Below are 18,745 nucleotides of genomic sequence, written 5' to 3' on the forward strand. Positions count from 1 at the left end.
GCAACAAAAGTTAGAACGTGTTTCTTGAATTTGGGCGTCGGCGCAACGAGTCCAGCGCCATTACCGCAGCGTGGAGGGACGTGCGCGTGTCGGCCGAACCGAGGTCGACGTCAAGCAAACGCTCGATCTCGGTGAGCCGCGCGTAGAACGCCGGCCGTGACACGTGCGCTTCGGTGGCGGCGCGCGACTTGTTGTCCGGGTGCTGGAGAAAAGCGCGCAGCACGGCGAGCAGGTCACGGCCGGTGCGGCGGTCGTTTTCCAACAGCGGCGCGAGCGTACGCTCCACGAACGCCTGCAGCCGCGGGTCGTCGCGCAGCACGTAGAGCAGGCCGGGCAGTTGAATGTCCGGCAGTTCATAGAAAAGCTTGTGCTCACCCGCACCGCGCGCCGCGTCGGCGACATGACCCGCCTCGGCAAAGGAGCGGCGCAGCTCGGCCAGGTCGGCCACCGTCGTACCGACGCCGACACACGCGCCTTCGCCGCGCTCGTGCCGGCTGTTTGCCTGCAGTCGCTGGCAGAGCCGGCGCAGGACCACCGGACGGTCGGCGGCCCGCTCGACCGGCAACAGGATGCCGACCCGGCCTTCCGACATCGCCGCGACGACACCGGAAACTTTGGCGGCACGCAACGCACCGGCGACCAGCTCGCCGTCGTAATCGCGCAATCCGGCGGATTTTCCGGCCGGCAGGTCGACGACGACGGCGACCAGGAACTGACCTTTGGTGCGTACGCCAAGTGCGGCGGTGCGCGCGTGCATGTCGGCTTCGGAAACGAACCGGCCGTGGATGATGTCGGTCAGGATCGACCGCTGTGCCTGCTGTTCCAGCGTCTCGCGGTCGCGTTCCATCAGCCGGTTGAGCGTGAGCGCGGTGGCCGCGCGCTCCAACAACATCGGATGGTCGGCGGCCGGCGCGCCGGGCGGGATCATCACCAGCCGGCCGAAAACCTCGCCGCGCGCCGCGACCGCGGTGACCAACCAGCCTTCCGGTCCGCACACCGCCGTACGCGCGTCGGCCGCGGCGGCCCGCGAGCGGCCCTCCCAATCGGCCAGCAGATCGTCGACCGGCAGGCCGGCCGCGTCGTACGCGAGCACCTGGTGCGCCAGGTTTTCGAACACCACCGGACATCCGGTCGCGCGGCACACCTCGCGGACGATGTCGGCCGGCTCGGCGCCGTCGACGGCCAGCGCGGTGAAAATCTGGTGCGCCTGCTCGGATGAGCGCAACGCCGCGGTCTGCGCCTCGATGATCCGGGCGTGCGCCGCCTCGGTGATGCGGACGAAAGCCACCTGCCGCCGTAACGCGACCAGCGGCAGGCCATGCCGTTCGCACGCGCGTACCAGCGCGGCCGGCAACGCGGTGAACCGGCGGCCGAGCTCCACCACCAATGCCACCGCCTCGGCGCCGGCGAGCGCGTCCGCGTATGCGCGGAGTTTTGCCGCGGAGTCAGGCAAAGCGATGCCGGTGGAGAGGATCACTTCGCCGCCGGACAGCAGACCGGCGATGTCGTCCAGCTCGCTCACATGGACCCAGCGCACCGGCCGCGCCAGGTTTTCCCGCCCGGCAAGCACTTCCGGCCGGCCCGCGCGTACCACCGGCAGGTCGAGCAGGTCGGCGACGGTGAGCGGGGCGAGCACGTCAGTGCGCTTCGGTCGCCAGTTTCGCGCCGAACCCGAGCATCGCCACGCCGGTCGCCGCGTCCAGCGTACGGCGGACCCGCCGGCGACGCAGGAACGCGCGGATCTGGTGCAGGAAGGTCACCAGCACAACGAGCCAGGCGAACCCGAAGAACGCGTGCGAATACGCGAGCAACAGCGCGTCCGGGAGCGCGGCGGAGGTGCCCAGAAACTGCGGCAGCACGGACAGATAGAGTGTCAGCACCTTCGGATTGGTGATATTGGACAGAAAACCCTGCTGAAAGCGCAACCAGGCCGGCGCTTTCCTGCCGCCGTTGACATCGGCGGTGTCGTCGATCGCGTACTGGCCTTTGATCGCCGAGCGGATCGTCTGCACGCCGAGATAACAGAGATAGGCGACACCGGCCCAGCGGATGACGTTGAACGCCAGCTGTGAATGCACGATCAGCGCACCGAGGCCGAGCGCGGCGGCCGTGCCCTGCACGACGTTGCTGGTGGCGATCCCCAGCGAGGTCAGCATGCCGCCGGTGCGTCCACCGCGCAGCGTGTTGGCCACCGTCAACGCAAAATCCGGACCCGGCGCGACGATGACCACGATCGCGAAGGCCAGATAGGAAAGATAGCTGGTCAGGGTCATGTGCTCAGCTTATGTCGTCAGGCGCCATATACGTCCAGCGCGGCTGGCCGTGCGCGGAACTCGAAACGTTTTCCGACCGGTCCGATCTCGCCGTCGGTCGCCACCGTCAGTGGACGCTCGCTGTGCACCACCAGATCGGTGACGTCACACTGCTGGTACGAGCGGCTCCGGTCCAGTGTGCCGGTCAACAGCGACAGGAAAAACCGCGCACGCGAAAACCGAACGTCCGCGCGTACGTAACGAACGTCGAGCACACCGGTGCCGAGGCTGGCGCGCACCACCGGCGCCATGCCTTTGGGCCGGTAGTCGTCATTGCCGATGTAGATCATCCAGATTCGCCGTTTTTCCCCGTCCAGGCTGACATCCAGCGGCCGCGCGCGGCGCAGCGTGCGGACCGTGGCGATCGCGCCGGCCAGCCACCGGCCCCAGCTTGGCTCGAGTTTTTCGCGTAACCGCACCATTGGCGGATAGCCGCCGAGACTCGCCGTGTTCACGAACCAACGCTCGGCGCCGCCGTCGACTGTGACCGACCCGAGGCCGATCCGGCGCGCTCTGCCGGACTCGGTGGCCATGGCGACCGTACGCGCCTCGAAAATGCCGAGATCCCGGGCGAAATGGTTGAGCGTGCCGGCCGGCACGACGGCGAGTGGCAGGTCGTGGCGCGCCGCCACGGTGGCCGCTGCCGCCACCGAGCCGTCGCCGCCGGCGACGCCGATCGCCAGTGTGTCGCCGGATATCTCGGATTCCAGCTGCCGGACGATGTCCCCGTCCGAGGTGACGATCCGCGCCTTCGGCCACAGTGCGGTCACCAGCTCGGCGACCGGATGGCTGCCGGATCGCGGATTCACCAGGAAAACCAGGCCGTCTCCGGCCTCCAGCCGCGGCACCTCGACGCGCGGCGCCGGCAGGTCGGCGCGGATCGGCAGTTTTGGCCACCAGTGCAGCGTCGCGAGTCCGACCGCCGCGCCGGTCGCGGCACCGAAAGCAACGTCCGACGGCCAGTGCACCCCGACATGAATCCGCGAATACGCCACCGCGGCGGCCAACGGGATGACGATGGCGCCGGCGGCCGGTGACTCGATGGTGACCGCGGTCGCGAAGGCGGCCGCCGAAGCGGCGTGACCGGACGGAAACGACGACGAGGTCGGCCGTCCTTCCAGCCGGCGGCCGGGCGGCAACAGGTCGGCGGCCGGCCGGCGCCGCGGCAGCAGCCGCTTGGCCACCAGGCTCGCGGTGAAGCTCGCGCCGGCCAGCGCGGCCACGCCCCGCACCGCCGCGCGCCGGCTCTGTCCCTTGCGCAGAGCCAAAACCCCGGCCGTCGCGAGCCACAGCAGGCTGTGGTTGGCGGCGCCGGACAGCTCCAGCATCGCGCGGTCGAGCCGGTCGTCACGCAGCCGTCCGCTGGCGCGCATCAACACGCTGTCGGCTCTGCCGATCCGCGATCGAATTCTCACGGACTCCAGATTATGAGCCGGCGGCCGGTTTCGCAGTCGGGACCCAGAAGCGCAGCTTTCCGCGCCGCTCGTCCTCCAGCACACCGCCGTTGCGCTCGATCACCTTGCGCGAGGCGACATTGTCGACGTCACAGGTCACCAGCGCCGACTCGATGCCGAGGGTGGCGGCTACGCTCAGCGCCTGCCGGAGGATTTCCGTGGCATAGCCGCGCCGGCGCGCGGATTTCCGTACGTCGTAACCGATGTGTCCACCTTCCTCCAGCAGATGCGGAGTGAGGTGGTGCCGGATGCCGACGCGGCCGAGATAGTCGTCCCCGTCCACATACCACAATGTCGTCTGCGGCACGAAACCAGGAAACATCGGGGTCTGCGCGTCGGCGACCACAGCGGCGACATAGCGCGCGAAACCGGCCGGCTCTGTCCACGTTGGACCGAACTCGAGCAGCTCGCGGCCGATCATGCTGTGGTCACCGGCGCGTCCCTCCGCTCGAAACTCCTCCATCGCCGCCAGAAACGACTGGTGTACGCGGACGGTCGGCGTGACCAACTCAGGCATACGTCAGATTGTCGACCGTCGCGGCGTACGTCCGCATCCGAGTTTTCCGGCCGGCTTGTTCGATCCAGGTTCCGGCGACTCGCGGTAGTCGTGCACTCACCGTGGTTTACTGTCGCGGTCACTGGTGACCTTTTGGGGGTTCTATGCGTACGTCCTGGCTGAAGGCGGCGTTTGTCGCCGTTGTGACCGGCGGACTGCTGGCCGCTGCCGCGCCGGCCGCAGCGGCACCGACCTCCGGTTTCGACGACTGGTCATGCCGGCCGTCGGCGAGCCATCCGTCGCCGGTCGTGCTGATCCACGGCCTCGGCGGCAACGGGCCGGGCAACTTCGCGCTCCTCGGGCCATATCTGGCGTCCGCCGGCTATTGCGCCTTTACTTTCACCTACGGCCAGGCATCGCCGTCCATTCCGGTCGGCGGCACGATCGCGATCGCCGACTCGGCCAAGCAGATCGTCGCATTCTCCGAGCGCGTACGGCAGGCCACCGGCGCGGCCAAGGTCGATTTCGTCGGCCATTCCGAAGGCGCATTCCAGTCGCTCTATATTCCCAAGATCCTCGGCTACGCGGGGAAAGTGCACCGGGTCGTGGCGATCGCGCCGCCGACGCACGGCACGACGTTCGCCGGTCTGGTGAATGTCGCCTATCTGCTCGGCGCGCGCGACCTGGTCGGCCAGGTGCTCAACACGTTCGGCTGCGCCGCCTGCGACCAGCTGATCGTCGGTGGTGCCGCGGTGAAACAGCTGACCGCCGGCCAGATTTCCCAGCCAGGCGTGGGTTACACGATCCTGGCCAGCCGCGCCGACGCGATCGTGACGCCGACCGGCACCGCCTTCGTCAACGAGTCCGGCGTCCGCAACGCGTACGTCCAGGACACCTGTCCGCTCGACCCGGTCGGCCATGTCGGCCTGGCTTTCGACACCGGTGTCGCGCAAATGGTCGCCAACGGCCTGGATCCGGCCCACGCCAAACCGGTCATCTGCTCAGTCGGCCCGGTGATCTGAGGTTAGCGTACGAGCCGGGGCAGCAGTGCGGACGCGACCGTGATCATCGACGCCGCGGCAACGACAAGCACACCGAAGTCCAACAGAAGATTGGTGGACGTGCCGATGAGTAGTCCGCGCAGCGCGTCCACCTCATAGCCGAGCGGATTGATCCGGTTGACGACCTGCAACCAGCCCGGCATCAGGTCGGCAGGATAAAGTGCGTTGGACGCGAAAAACAGCGGCATGGTGATCGCCTGGCCGATCCCCATCAACCGGTCGCGGGACAGCACGAGTCCGGCGATCGCGATGGACAGGCAACAGAAAAACGCCGAGCCGAGCAGCACGGCCACCACGGTTCCGAGCAGTTTCAACGGATTCGCGGTCATGCCCACACCGAGTACGAGCGCCAGCACCAGCACGACGGCCGCCTGCACCAATGCACGTACGCCCGCGGCGAAGGCTTTTCCCGTGATGATCGCGAATCTCGGCGTCGGCGTGACCAGCAGCTTGGACAGCACACCGGCGTCGCGTTCCCAGATGATCTGGATGCCATAGAAGATCGCGATGAACAGTGCCGACTGCGCGATGATGCCTGGAGCCAGGAAATCCAGGTAGGGCACGCTGCCGGTAGGGATGATCCGCAACCGGTTGAAAGTCTCGCCGAAAACCAGCAGCCACAGCGCCGGCTGGATCGCTCTGGTCACCAGCTCGGTGCGGTCGTGCCGCAGTTTTTGCAGCTCCACCAGGCACATCGTGTATGCGCGGGAGAGGATCAGCGACAGCAGACCGCGCCGCGGTGGCTCAACCAAGCCGGCGGGCCGTACGGCGGGCCGAACGGACATCTCGCATCCCCTCTCCGGTCGCCGCGGACAGGTCATCGCCCGTGGTGGCACGGAAAACGTCGTCGAGCGTGGCGTCCGGCCCGACCATCGCCTTCAGCTCGTCCGGCGTCCCGCGCGCACCGATCCGGCCGTGGTTCATCAGCGCGATCTCGTCGCAGTTCTGGTCGGCCTCGTCCATGTAGTGCGTGGTCACCAGGATCGTCATGCCGGTTTCGGCTTGTACGCTGGCCAGCCGCTGCCACACACTCGCGCGACCGACCGGGTCCAGACCGATCGTCGGCTCGTCCAGGATCAGCAGTTTCGGTGCGCTGACAAGGGCCTGTGCCAGCTCCAGCCGGCGGATCATGCCACCGGAATACGTCGAAGCCGTGCGACCGGCGGCATCGGTGAGGCCGACCGACTCCAGTGCCGAGCCAACCACCGCACGCCGTTTCCCGCGCGGCACGTCGAAAAGTCGCGCGAACAACGACACGTTCTCCCATCCGCTCAACGCGCCGTCCGCGGACAGTTGCTGTGGCACATAGCCGATGAGCCGGCGTACGGCCATTTTCTGCCGCGCCACATCGACGCCGAAGACGCGGATGTCGCCGGACCGCACCGGCAGCAGTGTCGTGATCATCCGGATCGTCGTGGTCTTGCCGGCGCCGTTTGGCCCGAGCAGGCCGAAAACGCTGCCGACCGGGATGCTCAGGTCGACGCCGTCGACCGCTTTCGTGGCGCCGAAACTGTAGGCAAGGCCGGCACATTCCACCGCGGGTGGGGCCATCTACTCACCGCCTTCTTCGGTCAGTCGGTCCAGAAGTGCGTGCAGAGCGGGCAAAGCGCGCTGGATCGCCCTGCGGTCGGCGGCCGGCAGGGCATCGATCCCGGCGGCCACCAGGTCCACCCGGATCCGCCGCCACTCGGCCAGTCGTTTGCGCGCCGCGTCGGTCAGCCGCAGCCGGATCGCGCGGCGGTCGGCCGGATCGGTCTCGCGCACCAGCATGCCGACATCGGAAAGCTGGTTGACCAGCGTACTCACCGAGTTTCCGGCCATCTGCAGCTCGCGCGCGGCCGCGGCGACCCCAATGCCGGGACGCAGGCCGACAACGCGCAACAACTCGATCTGCGCGCCGCGCAGGTCCGGCCAGGCGGCCATGTGTGGCCGCACCCGGCGCCGCAACAGGCGGCGCATCGCCGCGTTGTTGGCCATCAACTCGTCGGCGATCAGCACCGACTCGCGCTCCGTCACGCGACCACAGTATCTCTTATTGAGAGTTACTCTCAATGGGAGCTTGCTGCCGCTGTGATATGAAGGCTGCGGAGGTGCGAGCCGGATGAAGAAACTCATCAACGATCCCGCCAACGTCGTCGCGGAAGCCCTGGCCGGCTTCCAAGCCGCGCATCCGGACGTACGCGTCGACCACGACAACCGCGTCGTCTATCGCGCCGACGCGCCGCGGCTCGGCAAGGTCGGCCTGGTCTCCGGCGGCGGCTCCGGACACGAGCCACTGCACGCCGGCTTCGTCGGCGCCGGCATGCTCGACGCGGCCTGCGCCGGCGAAATCTTCACCTCACCGGTCCCCGACCAGATGGTTGCCGCGACGCAACTCGTCAACGGTGGCGCCGGAGTGCTGCACATCGTGAAGAACTACACCGGTGACATCATGAACTTCGAGATGGCCGCCGAGCTGGCCGACGACATTCCGGTCGAGTCGGTCGTCACCAACGACGACGTGGCGGTGGAGGACAGCCTCTATACCGCCGGCCGGCGTGGCGTCGGAGTGACCGTACTGGTGGAAAAGATCGCCGGCGCCGCCGCCGAGGAGGGCCGGTCGCTGGCCGACGTCGCCGCGATCGCCAGGCGGGTCAACGAAAACGGCCGCAGCCTCGGCGTCGCGCTGACCTCCTGCACGGTCCCGGCCGCCGGCCGGCCGACGTTCGAGCTGGCCGACGACGAGATGGAGGTCGGCATCGGCATCCACGGCGAGCCGGGCCGCCGCCGCGTCCCGCTGGCCACCGCCGCCGAGATCGCCGGCATGCTGGTGGAGCCGGTGGTGGCGGATTTGCCGTACGAGCGCGGCGACACCGTGATCGCCTTTCTCAACGGCATGGGCGGCACGCCGTTGATCGAGCTTTACCTGATGTACGGCGAGATCTCGAAGCAGCTGGCCGGCCGGGGCCTCACCGTGGCGCGGTCGCTGGTCGGGCCGTACATCACCTCGCTGGAGATGGCCGGCTGCTCGCTGACCCTGCTGCGCGTCGACGACGAGCTGCTTTCGCTGTGGGACGCACCCGTCCGCACGGCGGCGCTCCGCTGGTGAATCCGCATGGCCACCATGCGTGCAACGACGCGCCGCCATTGAGCCGGCCCGGCGAGCAGCCACAACAGCATTACTGGCGTCAGCAGTCACACCCACCACAAGGGCTGACGGTCACGCAGGCGTGAAAGCCGTGTTTCGTGCATCTAGCGCCAGTAACTCAACGTTCACGCCTCCGGCAAACCTCACAAGACAGACATTTAGCGTTACATGGAGCTGCGGATCCCATTGAGTGGACCCTTTCGCCACTTACCGGGACGCCATGACACCTTCCGCGCAGCCGATGGCCGGAAAGACATCACCCGGTCGCCGCGCGACCGGCCCGATATCCCGGATGGGCAGCCCTCGAAGCAGGGTCGGCCAGCCGTCGGGCGTCCAGTGGCGCGGAACCACTCACCAACCCAGAGGTTAAACTCAAGTCGGATGCACGCATGGTGGCCATGCGGACCTAGGGTCTGTTCCGAAGTCCGACGCGGCGATAGCCGAGCCGCTGTCACAGCTTTCTCGGGCCGCCTGTTTGGTTCTCGACTCTCATCCACGTGGGACTTCGAAACAGACCTTAGGCGCCGAGCAGGTCGACGGCGACGGATTCGGCGTGACGCAACGCTTCGTCGAGCCGCGTTACGTCTCGGCCGCCGGCATTGGCGAGTGGCCCGCTGCCACCGCCGGCGCCACCGCCGATGAGTTTCGCCGCCGAGACAAGCAAAGTCCGCGCTGGCTGACCGCGATGCAGAAGCGTGTCGTTGATCGCCGCCACCAGCTGTGCCTTGTCACCACTGGAGGTCGCCAGCACGACAGCGGCCGGTTTGTCGCCACCGTATGCCAAAACCGATGTCGCGACCGGCCGCAGCTCGCTGGCCGACAGCTCATCCACGCGCGCCACGACCAGCCAGCCGGAGCCGACCGTACGGGCCTGCCGGCTCAACGACAGCGCCAGCGCGTCAAGCTCGCGTTGTCGGTGCCGGCGCAACGAATCCTCGGCCTCCGCCAATGCCGCGAGCCGTTTGCGCAGCGTCGCCATCGCGTTTTCCGGCCGTGTGCCCAGCAACGCGCTGACCTCGCGCAGCACGCGCCGTTCGGTGTCACCAAACCGCAGCGCGTCACGACCGGTCAGCGCCTCGATCCTGCGTACGCCAGAGCCGATCGACGACTCGCCGAGAATGCGGATGGGACCGGCCTGCGCGCCGTGACCGACATGCGTGCCACCGCACAGCTCGCGCGACGCGTCGCCAATGTCCACGATCCGTACACGATCGCCATATTTCTCCCCGAAGAACGCGGTCGCGCCGGCCGCCTCGGCTTCGGCACGGGTCGCGTGCCACACGCGTACGTCCGGATCGTCGAGCAGATAGTCGTTGACCAGCTGACCGATCGTCTCCAGCGCCTCCGGCTCGACCGGTGTGAAATGTGGGAAATCGAAGCGCAGCCGGTCCGGCGCGACCAGCGATCCCTGCTGCCGCGCGTGATCGCCGAGCACGCGCCGCAGAGTCGCGTGCAACACGTGCGTCGCCGAGTGCGAACGCGCCGTCGCCGACCGCCGCGAGATGTCGATCACCGCCTCCACCGACTGTCCACTGTGGACCTCACCGCTGGCGATCCTGCCGGTGTGTACGCGAAAACCGTCCACGCCATATCGCGTGTCGAGCACGTCCACGGCGTTGCCGGACGAGTCGCGGATGGTGCCGGTGTCACCGACCTGACCGCCGGACTCCGCGTAGAACGGACTGCGGCGCAGGACGATCTCGACCTCCTGGCCTTGCGACGCCGAGCTCACCGGCTCGCCGTCCCGGAGGATCGCCAGGACTTCGGTTTCCGCGGACGTCGAGCAATAGCCGACGAAATCCAGCTCGCCAACGGTCCCGGCGAGCCGCCGATAGACCTCCTGCCGGCGCAGCGCCTCGGAAGTTTTGCCTTTTCCACTGGACTTCGCCCGCCGGCGCTGGTCGTCGAGCAGCGCCGCATAGCGGTCGCCGTCGACGGTCAACCCCGCCTCACGCGCCGCGTCGACGGTCAGGTCGACCGGAAATCCGTACGTGTCATGGAGTTCGAACGCCGTCTCACCTGACAACCTGGTGCCGCCGGCCGAGGTCGTACGCGCGATCGCCGCGTCCAGAAGTCGAGTCCCCTGCCGCAAAGTCGCGCCGAACGACTCCTCTTCCTGCGTCGCGATCGCCTCGATCAACGACGCCGACCGCGTCAGCTCCGGCCAGGTCTCCCCCAGATTGCCGACAACGCTGGACATCGCCGCCGGCAACACCAGCTCGCCGACGCCGAGCTTTCGCGCGTGCCGCACCGCACGACGCATCAGCCGCCGCAGCACGTAACCGCGACCCTCGTTGGAGGGCACCACACCATCGGCGATCAGAAAGGCCGCACACCGCGCGTGGTCCGCGATCACCTGATACGACACGGAAGTGTCGCTGCCATCGCGGCCGGGAAACCGCCGGCCGACCACATCGCCGACAACCTCCAGCGTCGGGGCGACCAGGTCGGTCTGGCAGATGCCGTCGACGTCCTGCAGGACCATCGCCAACCGGTCCAGGCCGAGGCCGGTGTCGATGCTGCGGCGCGGCAACGGCCCCAGCACGGGAAAATCGTCCTTCCCGTCGCCGTCGCCGCGCAGGTCCTGCATGAAGACCAGGTTCCACAGCTCCAGATATCGCTCGCCGTTCACCGCCGGTCCGCCGGACTCGCCAAAAGCCGGACCGCGGTCGTAGTTGATCTCGGACGACGGACCGGCCGGTCCCGGCACTCCCATCGACCAGTAGTTGTCGGCTTTTCCGAGCCGCTGGATGCGGTTTTCCGGGACGCCGAGCCGACGCCAGATCCGGACCGCCTCGTCGTCATCGAGATAGACGGTGATCCACAGCCGGTTTTCCGGCAGTTGGTAGACCTCGGTCGCGACCCGCCAGGCGTACTCGATCGCCCGCTCCTGGTAGTAGTCGCCGAAGGAGAAGTTGCCGAGCATTTCGAAGAAAGTCACGTGCCGAGCGGTGCGGCCGACGTTTTCCACGTCGACCGTACGCGTGCATTTCTGCACGCTGGTCGCGCGCCGCCAGGGCGGTGTCCGGTCGCCGAGATAGTACGGCTTGAACTGGTTCATGCCGGCGTTGGTCAGCAACAGCGTCGGATCGTCCGGCACCAGCGGACTCGACGGCACGCGCGTGTGGTCGTGTGAGGTGAAGAAGTCGACGAAAAGACGCCGAATATCGAGCGAACGCATGACAGAGGCCTTTGCGGAGAAGGTGAGAAAGTGGACAGCGTCACGCCGAGCCGGCAGGTCAGTCCCGCTCGGCGCGGCTAGCTCGCCGTCCCGCCACCTTCATCTGTCTCGACATCCTCGGATCAGGCCACCAGAATGCGCACCATGATAGCTCGGCCGTCCACCTCCGCGCGACTGCGGATCGGCGTGTGCCTGTCGCTGTCCGGCCGGTACGCGCGTTTCGGCCGCCAGGTCGCCGAGGCGTTGCGCGACTGGCAGGACTGGGACGGCACGGTCGAGGTCCTCATCGAGGACGACGCGAGCACGTCCGCCCGACTGCCATCGGGATGTGACATCCTGCTCGGCCCGTATTCCACCGGCCTGACCAGAAAAGTCGGGCGGATCGCCCGCGATTCGGGACGGTTGCTGTGGAACCACGGCGGCTCCGGCGACGACGTACAGACCGGATTCGCCGGCCACCTGATCTCGGTGTTGACACCGGCCAGCCGATACGCGCTTCCGTTCCTGGACTGGAAAGCCGATCGCGCGCCGCTGGCGATCCGCCAAGGAAAGGGAAGTTTCGCACGGCAGCTGGTCGAAGGCGCGGTCCGGGCGGCGAAACAGCGTGGCATCCCGATCGTCGAGGACCCGAGCGGACACGATCTGCTGTGCGCCGGGTCCTTCGAGGAGGACGTGGAAGCCGTACGGCAGACGAAAAACGCGAGACGGATCTGCGCGGTCGCCGCCGGCGTGGCCGACTTTGCCAAGGAGGTCAACGCCACCGGCGTATTCGGCATCGGTCAGTGGCTGCCTGGCACGTCACCAAAACCAGAGATCGGACCAGACGAGACGATGTTCACCGCACTCGACTATCCGGCGATCCAGGCCGTGGCGGCCGCGGCATTGGCCGTACATTGCGTGAAAACCGCTGGCAGCACCAAAGACGTGTGGCAGGTGGCGGCGCGACTGCGTACGACCACGATGTTCGGCGCTTTCCAGATCGACCCCGTCACCGGCGCGCAGCTTGGTCACGAGGCGGTTTTGGGACGCTGGAACGGACGTTATCGCGCCTTGAGGCCGTCGAAGAGCACCAGCATGAAATAGTCGTCGGCGCGCGCACCCGGCCGGCAGACCGCCACACTCAGCAGCTCGCGCACCTGCGCCGCCGGTACGTCGTCGCGCAACGAACCCTCTTTCTGCGCGTCGCTGATCACAGCGGACAGCAGCGCGTTGATCTGTTTCTCCAACGCGCGTACGGCCGCACTCTGACCTCGCTCCGGCCGCGCGCGTACGAGCGCCAGCGGTCCGTCGATGCACTCGGCCATCAGCCGGCGCAGCACTTCCCAACGGCTCACGTCCTCGGCGGCAGCGGCCCTGCCGACCTCCAGCATGCGGGTGAGGCCGGTGATCGCGATCTCCTCCAGCAGCGCCGCGCGATCCGGAAAATGCCGGTAGAGGGTGCCGACGCCGAGACCGGCCGACCGCGCGATGTCCTCCATCGACACACCGTCGCCGTGCCGCGCGGACAGCTTCAGCGCCGCGCTGACGATCCGCTCGCGGTTACGCACCGCGTCCGCCCGCATCGCCACCTCCCCTAACCGGAATCTAGGATTCATATTACTCTCGAAACCGGAATCTGCCATTCACGTTAGGAGTCGGGATGCGAGTCGGGTTGTTCGTCAGTACGGCGGCGCCGTCGCTGGAGTCGATGACAGGTCAGGTGCGCGCCGCCGCCGAGGCCGGCCTGGACAGCGCCTTCTTCACGCAGCTGACCTCGTGGGACGCGCTGACCGTCGCCGCACTGGCCGGCCAAAGCGTGCCGGAGATCGAGCTGGGGACGGCCGTGGTCGCGACGTATCCGCGCCATCCGCTGGCGCTCGCCGGCCAGGCGCTCACCACGCAGGCGGCGCTCGGTGGCCGGCTCACGCTCGGTGTCGGACCGAGCCATCCGGCCGTCATCGAGGGCCAGTTTGGCCTGTCGTACGCCCGTCCGGCGCGGCACATGCGCGAGTATCTGAGCGCGTTGGTGCCGCTGCTCCACGGCGAGACCGTCGACTATCGCGGCGAGACGTTGACCGCGGCCGGCAACGTGGACGTGCCGGTCAAGCCGCCGTCGGTGCTGGTCTCGGCGTTGGGACCGGCCATGCTGCGGATCGCCGGCGAGCTGGCCGACGGCACGGTCGCGGTGTGGACCGGCCCGGCCGGGATCGCCGACCTCGTACGGCCGGCGTTGGGTTCGGGCAAGCGGGTCGTGGCGGTCGTGCTGGCCTGCGTCACCGCGGACGCCGATGCCGCGATCGCTCCGGTCGCCGGTGCGCTGGCCGCGTCGTCCGACCTACCGGCCTACCGTGCGCACCTCGACCGCCAGGGGCTGTCCAGCGTGACCGACCTGCTGGTCGCCGGCGACGAGTCGACGGTCGCCGCCGCGCTGCGCCGCTATGCCGATGCCGGCGCCACCGAACTCCTGGTCAGCCCCTTCGGCTCGCCGGCCGACCAAGCCCGCACGCTCTCCCTCCTCCGCTGATTCTTGCCGCAACGCCTCGTTACCGGCATCCTGCGCCAGTAACGGGGCGTTGCGGCAGATCAGCGACCGAGGGCCTGGCGGACGACCTTGTCCAGCTCGGCGTGGAGTTTTTCGCAGTGGCGTACGGGGTCGGGTCGCGGACACGACATGACGTGCTCGAGCAGGCGCTGCGCGCGGCGCAGGCTGGCGATGCGCGTCTTGATGTCGCCGATGGACCGCTCCAGCACCTGCCGGCTCTCCTGCCGCGGCTCGGCCGCGAGCAGCGCGGCCGTGTCGGCCAGGCTGACCGTGCCGTCGTGGTGCAGCCGCCGGATCCACGCCAGCCGGCGCAGCTGCGCCTCGCCGTAATAGCGTACGTTTCCGCGCCGCTCGGCCGGTTTGAGCAGCTCGAGCTCGTCGTAATAGCGCAGTGTCGACACCGCGATGCCAAACGCCCGCGAGACCTCACTGATCGAATAGCGCATGCGTCCATCTTGCGCTCAAGTCGGCTTGAGCGTGCACGGTGGAGGCATGAAGACTTCGGTTCTGGTCGTCGGCGCCGGCCCGGTGGGGCTGGCGACCGCCGTTTTCCTTGCCCACTGGGGTGTCGACGTGTTGGTCATCGACAAACGCGACCCCACCACCGCGCCGCCCCGCGCCGGCGCGAGCGTACGTACGCTGGAGATCCTGCGATCGGTGGGTCTCGGCCAGGAGATCGCGGAAACCGGCTGGATCGCCGGCTCGGCGATGCGCACGGTGTTCCGCGCCAGCGCTTTCGGCGTCACGCTGTACGAAACCGCGCTGCCGGAGGCGTACGACCAGCGGATCCGCACCTGCGGCCCGGTCGACTCGCGAACCAGCCTCACCCAGGTCGAGGTGCAGCGGATGGCCCTGTCGCGGCTGACAAACGTACGCTTCCACACCCGGTTGGTCGATTTCGCCATGTACGACAACGAAATCGTGGCGACTCTCGACGACGGCAGCGACGTCCGGTGCGATTACCTGATTGGCGCCGACGGCGCCAACAGTGACGTACGCCGACTGCTCGGCATCGACATGCCGGACCGCGAGGTCATCGCCCATCTGAACACCGCTTTCTATCGCGCCGATCTCGGACCGATCATGCGGGAATGGAAAACCAGCGCCTGCGTGGTGCGCAACGACGAGGTCTACGCCACGGTGTTTTCCAAGAACGGCCGCGATCAGTGGTCGTCGCACATCATGGACCACGAGGAGAAACTGTCTCCGGAGCATACGGTCGAGCTGCTGCACGCGGCGATCGGACGCCCGGTGCCGATCGAGCTGCACGCCGTCAACGCCTGGCAGGCGGCGATCGGCATGGCGACCAGTTTCCGCCGCGGACGCGCGTTTCTGGTCGGCGACGCGGCACACGTACAAAGCTCCGCCGGCGGTCTCGGCATGAACACCGGCATCCAGGACGGCCACAACCTGGCGTGGAAACTCGCCGAGGTGCTGCGCGGCGAGGCCGGAGTTTCGTTGCTGGACACGTACGAACCGGAGCGCCAGTCCGCGGCGCGGCAGTCTTTGGCTCTGTCCCGGGCGATGCATCGTGGCTATCAGACGTTGTCCGGCGATCCGGCGGAAATGTGGGAAGAGGTCGCCGTCGACTATCTGCACGCGATGATGTTCTACGGCTATCGGTCGCCGGCCATCCTCGGTGACGTGCCGGAGGTCGACGTGCTCGCCGACGACGTACGCACCGGTTATCGGGTGCCGCACCGCTGGCTGTCGCCGTCACTGTCCACAGTGGACACCACTGGTTGGACGTTGTACGGCGACGCGTCCTGGCTGCCGGTCGCCGACCGGCTCGGCATCCGCGCGTTCGACCTCGGCTGGTCGCCGGCCGCGCTCGTACGTCCGGACGGCTTCGTGGCCTGGCAGTCGTCGTCGCCAGCGGAGTTGCCTGGCGCATTTGGCCGGCTCCGGAGGTAGGCTGCTGGTGGCGCGCAGGGTGCCACCGGGTCCGCGGGAAGGGCTGAGCCCACCTGTGGACTGATCGTGCACGGCGCACCACGCCTCCTTTCAGCCTGGCGACGCGGACCGCGGGCACACCGAAAGGAGGTCGCGATGCCGACCGTTCCGCTGCCGGACAACCCCAACCTGGAGCACCTGCGCAAACGCGCCCGTGAGCTGCAACGGGCCGTACGCGCACGGGATCCACAGGCGCTCGCGACGATCGCCGAGCACCGGCTCGCACCCGAGAACTTCCAGCTCAGCACGGCTCAGCTGGCGATCGCCCGGCACTACGGCTTCGCCAGCTGGCCGCGGCTCACCCGGCACCTCGCCATTGTCGGCACGTACGCGCGCGATCCACAGACCTCGCCGGCGACCGGCGACGTAGCGGACGATTTCTGCCGGCTGGCCTGCCTGATCTACACGGACGAGGACGGTCCGGAACGCTGGTCGCGGGCTCGCCAGCTGCTGGCCGAGCATCCGGACCTCCCGCGGCGGTCGATCTGGGCCGCGGCGGCCGCCGGCGATCCGGTGGCGATGCGCGAGCACCTCGCGAGGACGCCGGCCGACGAGCAGGGCGGGCCGTTTCGCTGGGGACCGCTGTTCACTCTGGCGTACGCGCGCGTCGGAGGCGATGCGCTCGCGACCGCACGGCTGCTGCTCGACGCCGGCGCCGACCCGAACGCCGGCTATCTCTGGAAGGGCCTGCCGAGTCCGTTCACCGTGTTGACCGGCGCGTTCGGCGAGGGCGAGCAGGGTCGTGGCCGCCAGCCGCGACATCCGCGTTCGATCGAGCTGGCGACCATGCTGCTGGACGCCGGCGCCGAGCCGAACGACGGTCAGGGCCTCTACAACCGGATGTTCCATGCCGACGACAGCCATCTGGAGCTGCTGTTCGCGCGCGGGCTCGGCGGTGGCGACGGTGGCGTGTGGAAGGCGCGGCTCGGTGAGGCCATGCAGTCGCCGGCCGAGATGCTGCGTTATCAGCTGCAATGGGCCGTCCGCCATGGCTTCACCGCGCGCGTACGGCTGCTGGCCGAGCACGGCGTCGATGTGTCGGCGCCGATCGACGGACGTACGCCTGCGCAGCTGGCCGCTGCCGAAGGACACCGCGACATCGTCGATCTGCTCGTATCACTCGGTGCGCCGCGGCCTGCGATGGCGCCATCTGAACAGTTGGTCGCCGCGTTGCTGGCCGGCGACCGGTCGGCATTGAAGTCCGACCTGCTTGCGGACGTACGCCGGTCGCAGCCTGGCCTGGTCGTACGCGCGCAGCGTCCGGAGCTGGTCGCCTTCCTGGTCGAGGCCGGCTTCGATGTCGACGGCCGGCACGAAGGTCACACGGCGTTGCATGACGCGGCGTGGCGCGGTGATGTGCCGATGATCGAGGCGTTGCTGGCGGCCGGCGCCGACCGGTCCGTACGCGACGACCGCTTCGACGCGACTCCGCTCGGCTGGGCCGAGCACGGCTGTCAACCGGCGGCGATCGACGCGCTCGGGTTGTAGAAGATCCGTCACGTCGTACGCTCAGCGGGTGGAAACCGTCACCTTGGACGAGATCGACCGCGGTCTCGTGCACGCACTGCAGATCGACGGCCGCGCCGCGTTCGTACGGATCGCTGAGGTGCTCGGCGTCTCGGAGAACACCGTCGCGAGGCGTTACCGGCGGCTGCGCGCGGCCGGCGTCCTGAAGGTCGTCGGCACAGTCGCCGGACCGCTGCTCGGCTATGCGTCGTGGACGATCCGGCTGCGCTGCGCACCTGACTCCGCAGGCGCGATCGCCGCCGCGTTGGCTCGCCGCGCGGACACGTACTGGGTCCATCTGTTGTCCGGCGGCACCGAGATCTCCTGCAACACGCAGGCGCGTACGCCGGCCGAGCGCGACGCGCTTTTGCTGGACAAACTCCCAAGGACCAGCCGCATCGTCGCCATCACCGCACACTCGATCCTGGAAGGCTATGCGACGCCGATGACCTGGCGCGGCGCGCATTGCCTGTCAGGAAGCCAAATCGCGCGGCTCCAGCCGGACCTGCCTCGACCGCGCGGACGGCGGTTCACCGCCGCCGACCAGGTTTTGGCCGACGCGTTGGCAAAAGACGGCAGGCTGAGCTATCCGGAGCTGGCCAGGGCGACCGGCTGGTCGCCGTCGACGGTCAAGCGGCGGATGGACGAGCTGCGGGCCGACGGCCTGCTCGCGTACGCGGTGGACATCGCGCCGGCGGCGCTCGGCTTTCAGGTCGAGGCGCGGCTGTGGATGTCCGTGCCGCCGTCCCATATTCGCTCGGTCGGCCAGGAACTGGCGCGGCACAAGGAAATCTCGTTCGCCGCGCTGACGACCGGGCCGACGAACCTGGTCGCCAGCGTGATCTGCCGGGACAGCGCCCACCTCAGTGCCTACCTGACCGACCGGCTCGGCACCATCGAGGCGATCCGGCACCTGGAGTCGGCGCCGGTCATTCGTACGCTCAAAGGCGCCGCCTGAAGTCCGCATGGCCACCATGCGTGCGTCCAACTTGAGTTTGACCTCGCTTCGATAGCCCGGTTTGCCCGAAGGTGAGACCGCCTGACCGGGTAATACTTGGTTAACAAGACATCGAACCGGACAATTGGCACGCCTCGACATCGAGCCCCGCCCGGCGAGCAGTCACAACGGCATTA

At 68.3% G+C, this 18,745-nt stretch carries 17 protein-coding genes; 7 read left to right on the forward strand and 10 right to left on the reverse strand.

Features of this window, described 5'->3' with window-relative positions; translation table 11 throughout:
- Window positions 1-10 precede the first annotated feature (10 nt).
- From GNX95_RS29525 to GNX95_RS29540, 4 genes are read right to left on the reverse strand one after another with little or no spacing between them, the layout of a single operon-like run.
- Complete coding sequence (locus GNX95_RS29525) at window positions 11-1,636, reverse strand: PucR family transcriptional regulator (RefSeq protein ID WP_163510926.1); 1,626 nt, start codon at window positions 1,634-1,636, stop codon at window positions 11-13.
- A 1-nt stretch (window position 1,637) separates the two neighbouring features.
- Window positions 1,638-2,273, reverse strand: coding sequence for a LysE family translocator (locus tag GNX95_RS29530; RefSeq protein WP_163510927.1), 636 nt, complete (start codon window positions 2,271-2,273; stop codon window positions 1,638-1,640).
- 17 nt (window positions 2,274-2,290) lie between these two features.
- The gene (locus GNX95_RS29535) at window positions 2,291-3,727 is read right to left on the reverse strand and encodes a bifunctional phosphatase PAP2/diacylglycerol kinase family protein (RefSeq protein WP_246281798.1); all 1,437 of its coding nucleotides are present in this window, start codon (window positions 3,725-3,727) and stop codon (window positions 2,291-2,293) included.
- Window positions 3,728-3,737: 10 nt separating this feature from the next.
- A complete protein-coding gene (locus tag GNX95_RS29540; RefSeq protein WP_163510930.1) occupies window positions 3,738-4,283 on the reverse strand; it encodes a GNAT family N-acetyltransferase in 546 nt (181 codons plus the stop codon).
- A 143-nt stretch (window positions 4,284-4,426) separates the two neighbouring features.
- On the opposite strand from GNX95_RS29540, the gene GNX95_RS29545 reads away from it, so the two are divergent.
- Window positions 4,427-5,284, forward strand: coding sequence for an esterase/lipase family protein (locus GNX95_RS29545; protein ID WP_163510931.1), 858 nt, complete (start codon window positions 4,427-4,429; stop codon window positions 5,282-5,284).
- Between the two features lie 2 nt (window positions 5,285-5,286).
- Here GNX95_RS29545 and GNX95_RS29550 read toward each other — a convergent pair whose 3' ends face one another.
- Genes GNX95_RS29550 through GNX95_RS29560 form a run of 3 tightly spaced genes read right to left on the reverse strand, consistent with a single transcriptional unit; the run spans window position 5,287 to window position 7,339 of the window.
- Complete coding sequence (locus GNX95_RS29550; RefSeq protein WP_163510933.1) at window positions 5,287-6,108, reverse strand: ABC transporter permease; 822 nt, start codon at window positions 6,106-6,108, stop codon at window positions 5,287-5,289.
- Window positions 6,068-6,874, reverse strand: a complete 807-nt coding sequence (locus GNX95_RS29555; RefSeq protein ID WP_163510935.1) for an ABC transporter ATP-binding protein — start codon at window positions 6,872-6,874, stop codon at window positions 6,068-6,070. Before GNX95_RS29555 ends, GNX95_RS29550 begins: the two co-directional genes overlap by 41 nt.
- A complete protein-coding gene (locus GNX95_RS29560) occupies window positions 6,875-7,339 on the reverse strand; it encodes a MarR family winged helix-turn-helix transcriptional regulator (protein ID WP_246281799.1) in 465 nt (154 codons plus the stop codon).
- An 85-nt stretch (window positions 7,340-7,424) separates the two neighbouring features.
- On the opposite strand from GNX95_RS29560, the gene dhaK reads away from it, so the two are divergent.
- Window positions 7,425-8,411: a dihydroxyacetone kinase subunit DhaK gene (gene dhaK / locus GNX95_RS29565; RefSeq protein WP_163510938.1), complete on the forward strand. Its 987-nt coding sequence runs from the start codon at window positions 7,425-7,427 to the stop codon at window positions 8,409-8,411.
- A 556-nt stretch (window positions 8,412-8,967) separates the two neighbouring features.
- On the opposite strand, the gene alaS is transcribed toward dhaK, so the two are convergent.
- Window positions 8,968-11,631, reverse strand: a complete 2,664-nt coding sequence (gene alaS, locus GNX95_RS29570) for an alanine--tRNA ligase (protein WP_163510939.1) — start codon at window positions 11,629-11,631, stop codon at window positions 8,968-8,970.
- A 144-nt stretch (window positions 11,632-11,775) separates the two neighbouring features.
- On the opposite strand from alaS, the gene GNX95_RS29575 reads away from it, so the two are divergent.
- Complete coding sequence (locus tag GNX95_RS29575) at window positions 11,776-12,714, forward strand: type 1 periplasmic-binding domain-containing protein (protein WP_163510941.1); 939 nt, start codon at window positions 11,776-11,778, stop codon at window positions 12,712-12,714.
- Here GNX95_RS29575 and GNX95_RS29580 read toward each other — a convergent pair.
- Window positions 12,672-13,193 carry a TetR/AcrR family transcriptional regulator gene (locus tag GNX95_RS29580; protein ID WP_163510943.1) on the reverse strand — a complete coding sequence of 174 codons (522 nt, stop codon included), beginning with the start codon at window positions 13,191-13,193 and terminating at the stop codon, window positions 12,672-12,674. The two genes, GNX95_RS29575 and GNX95_RS29580, sit on opposite strands and share 43 nt — an antisense overlap.
- A gap of 77 nt (window positions 13,194-13,270) precedes the next feature.
- Between GNX95_RS29580 and GNX95_RS29585 the strand changes: the two genes are divergently transcribed.
- Entirely contained in the window at window positions 13,271-14,134 is an 864-nt protein-coding gene (locus GNX95_RS29585) for a TIGR03564 family F420-dependent LLM class oxidoreductase (protein WP_163510945.1), read from the forward strand.
- Window positions 14,135-14,193: 59 nt separating this feature from the next.
- Here GNX95_RS29585 and GNX95_RS29590 read toward each other — a convergent pair whose 3' ends face one another.
- On the reverse strand, window positions 14,194-14,598 hold the full coding sequence (locus tag GNX95_RS29590; protein ID WP_163510947.1) for a helix-turn-helix domain-containing protein: 405 nt from the start codon (window positions 14,596-14,598) through the stop codon (window positions 14,194-14,196).
- A gap of 46 nt (window positions 14,599-14,644) precedes the next feature.
- Here GNX95_RS29590 and GNX95_RS29595 point away from each other — a divergent pair, with 46 nt between their 5' ends.
- The 3 genes from GNX95_RS29595 to GNX95_RS29605 all read left to right on the forward strand — a co-directional run bounded on the left by GNX95_RS29595 (window position 14,645) and on the right by GNX95_RS29605 (window position 18,569).
- On the forward strand, window positions 14,645-16,066 hold the full coding sequence (locus tag GNX95_RS29595; protein ID WP_163510949.1) for an FAD-dependent oxidoreductase: 1,422 nt from the start codon (window positions 14,645-14,647) through the stop codon (window positions 16,064-16,066).
- 135 nt (window positions 16,067-16,201) lie between these two features.
- Complete coding sequence (locus GNX95_RS29600; protein WP_163510951.1) at window positions 16,202-17,593, forward strand: ankyrin repeat domain-containing protein; 1,392 nt, start codon at window positions 16,202-16,204, stop codon at window positions 17,591-17,593.
- A gap of 28 nt (window positions 17,594-17,621) precedes the next feature.
- Entirely contained in the window at window positions 17,622-18,569 is a 948-nt protein-coding gene (locus GNX95_RS29605; protein WP_163510953.1) for an Lrp/AsnC family transcriptional regulator, read from the forward strand.
- Window positions 18,570-18,745: the final 176 nt, after the last annotated feature.

Origin of the sequence: Fodinicola acaciae (assembly GCF_010993745.1) — a bacterium.
Lineage (GTDB): Bacteria > Actinomycetota > Actinomycetes > Mycobacteriales > HKI-0501 > Fodinicola > Fodinicola acaciae.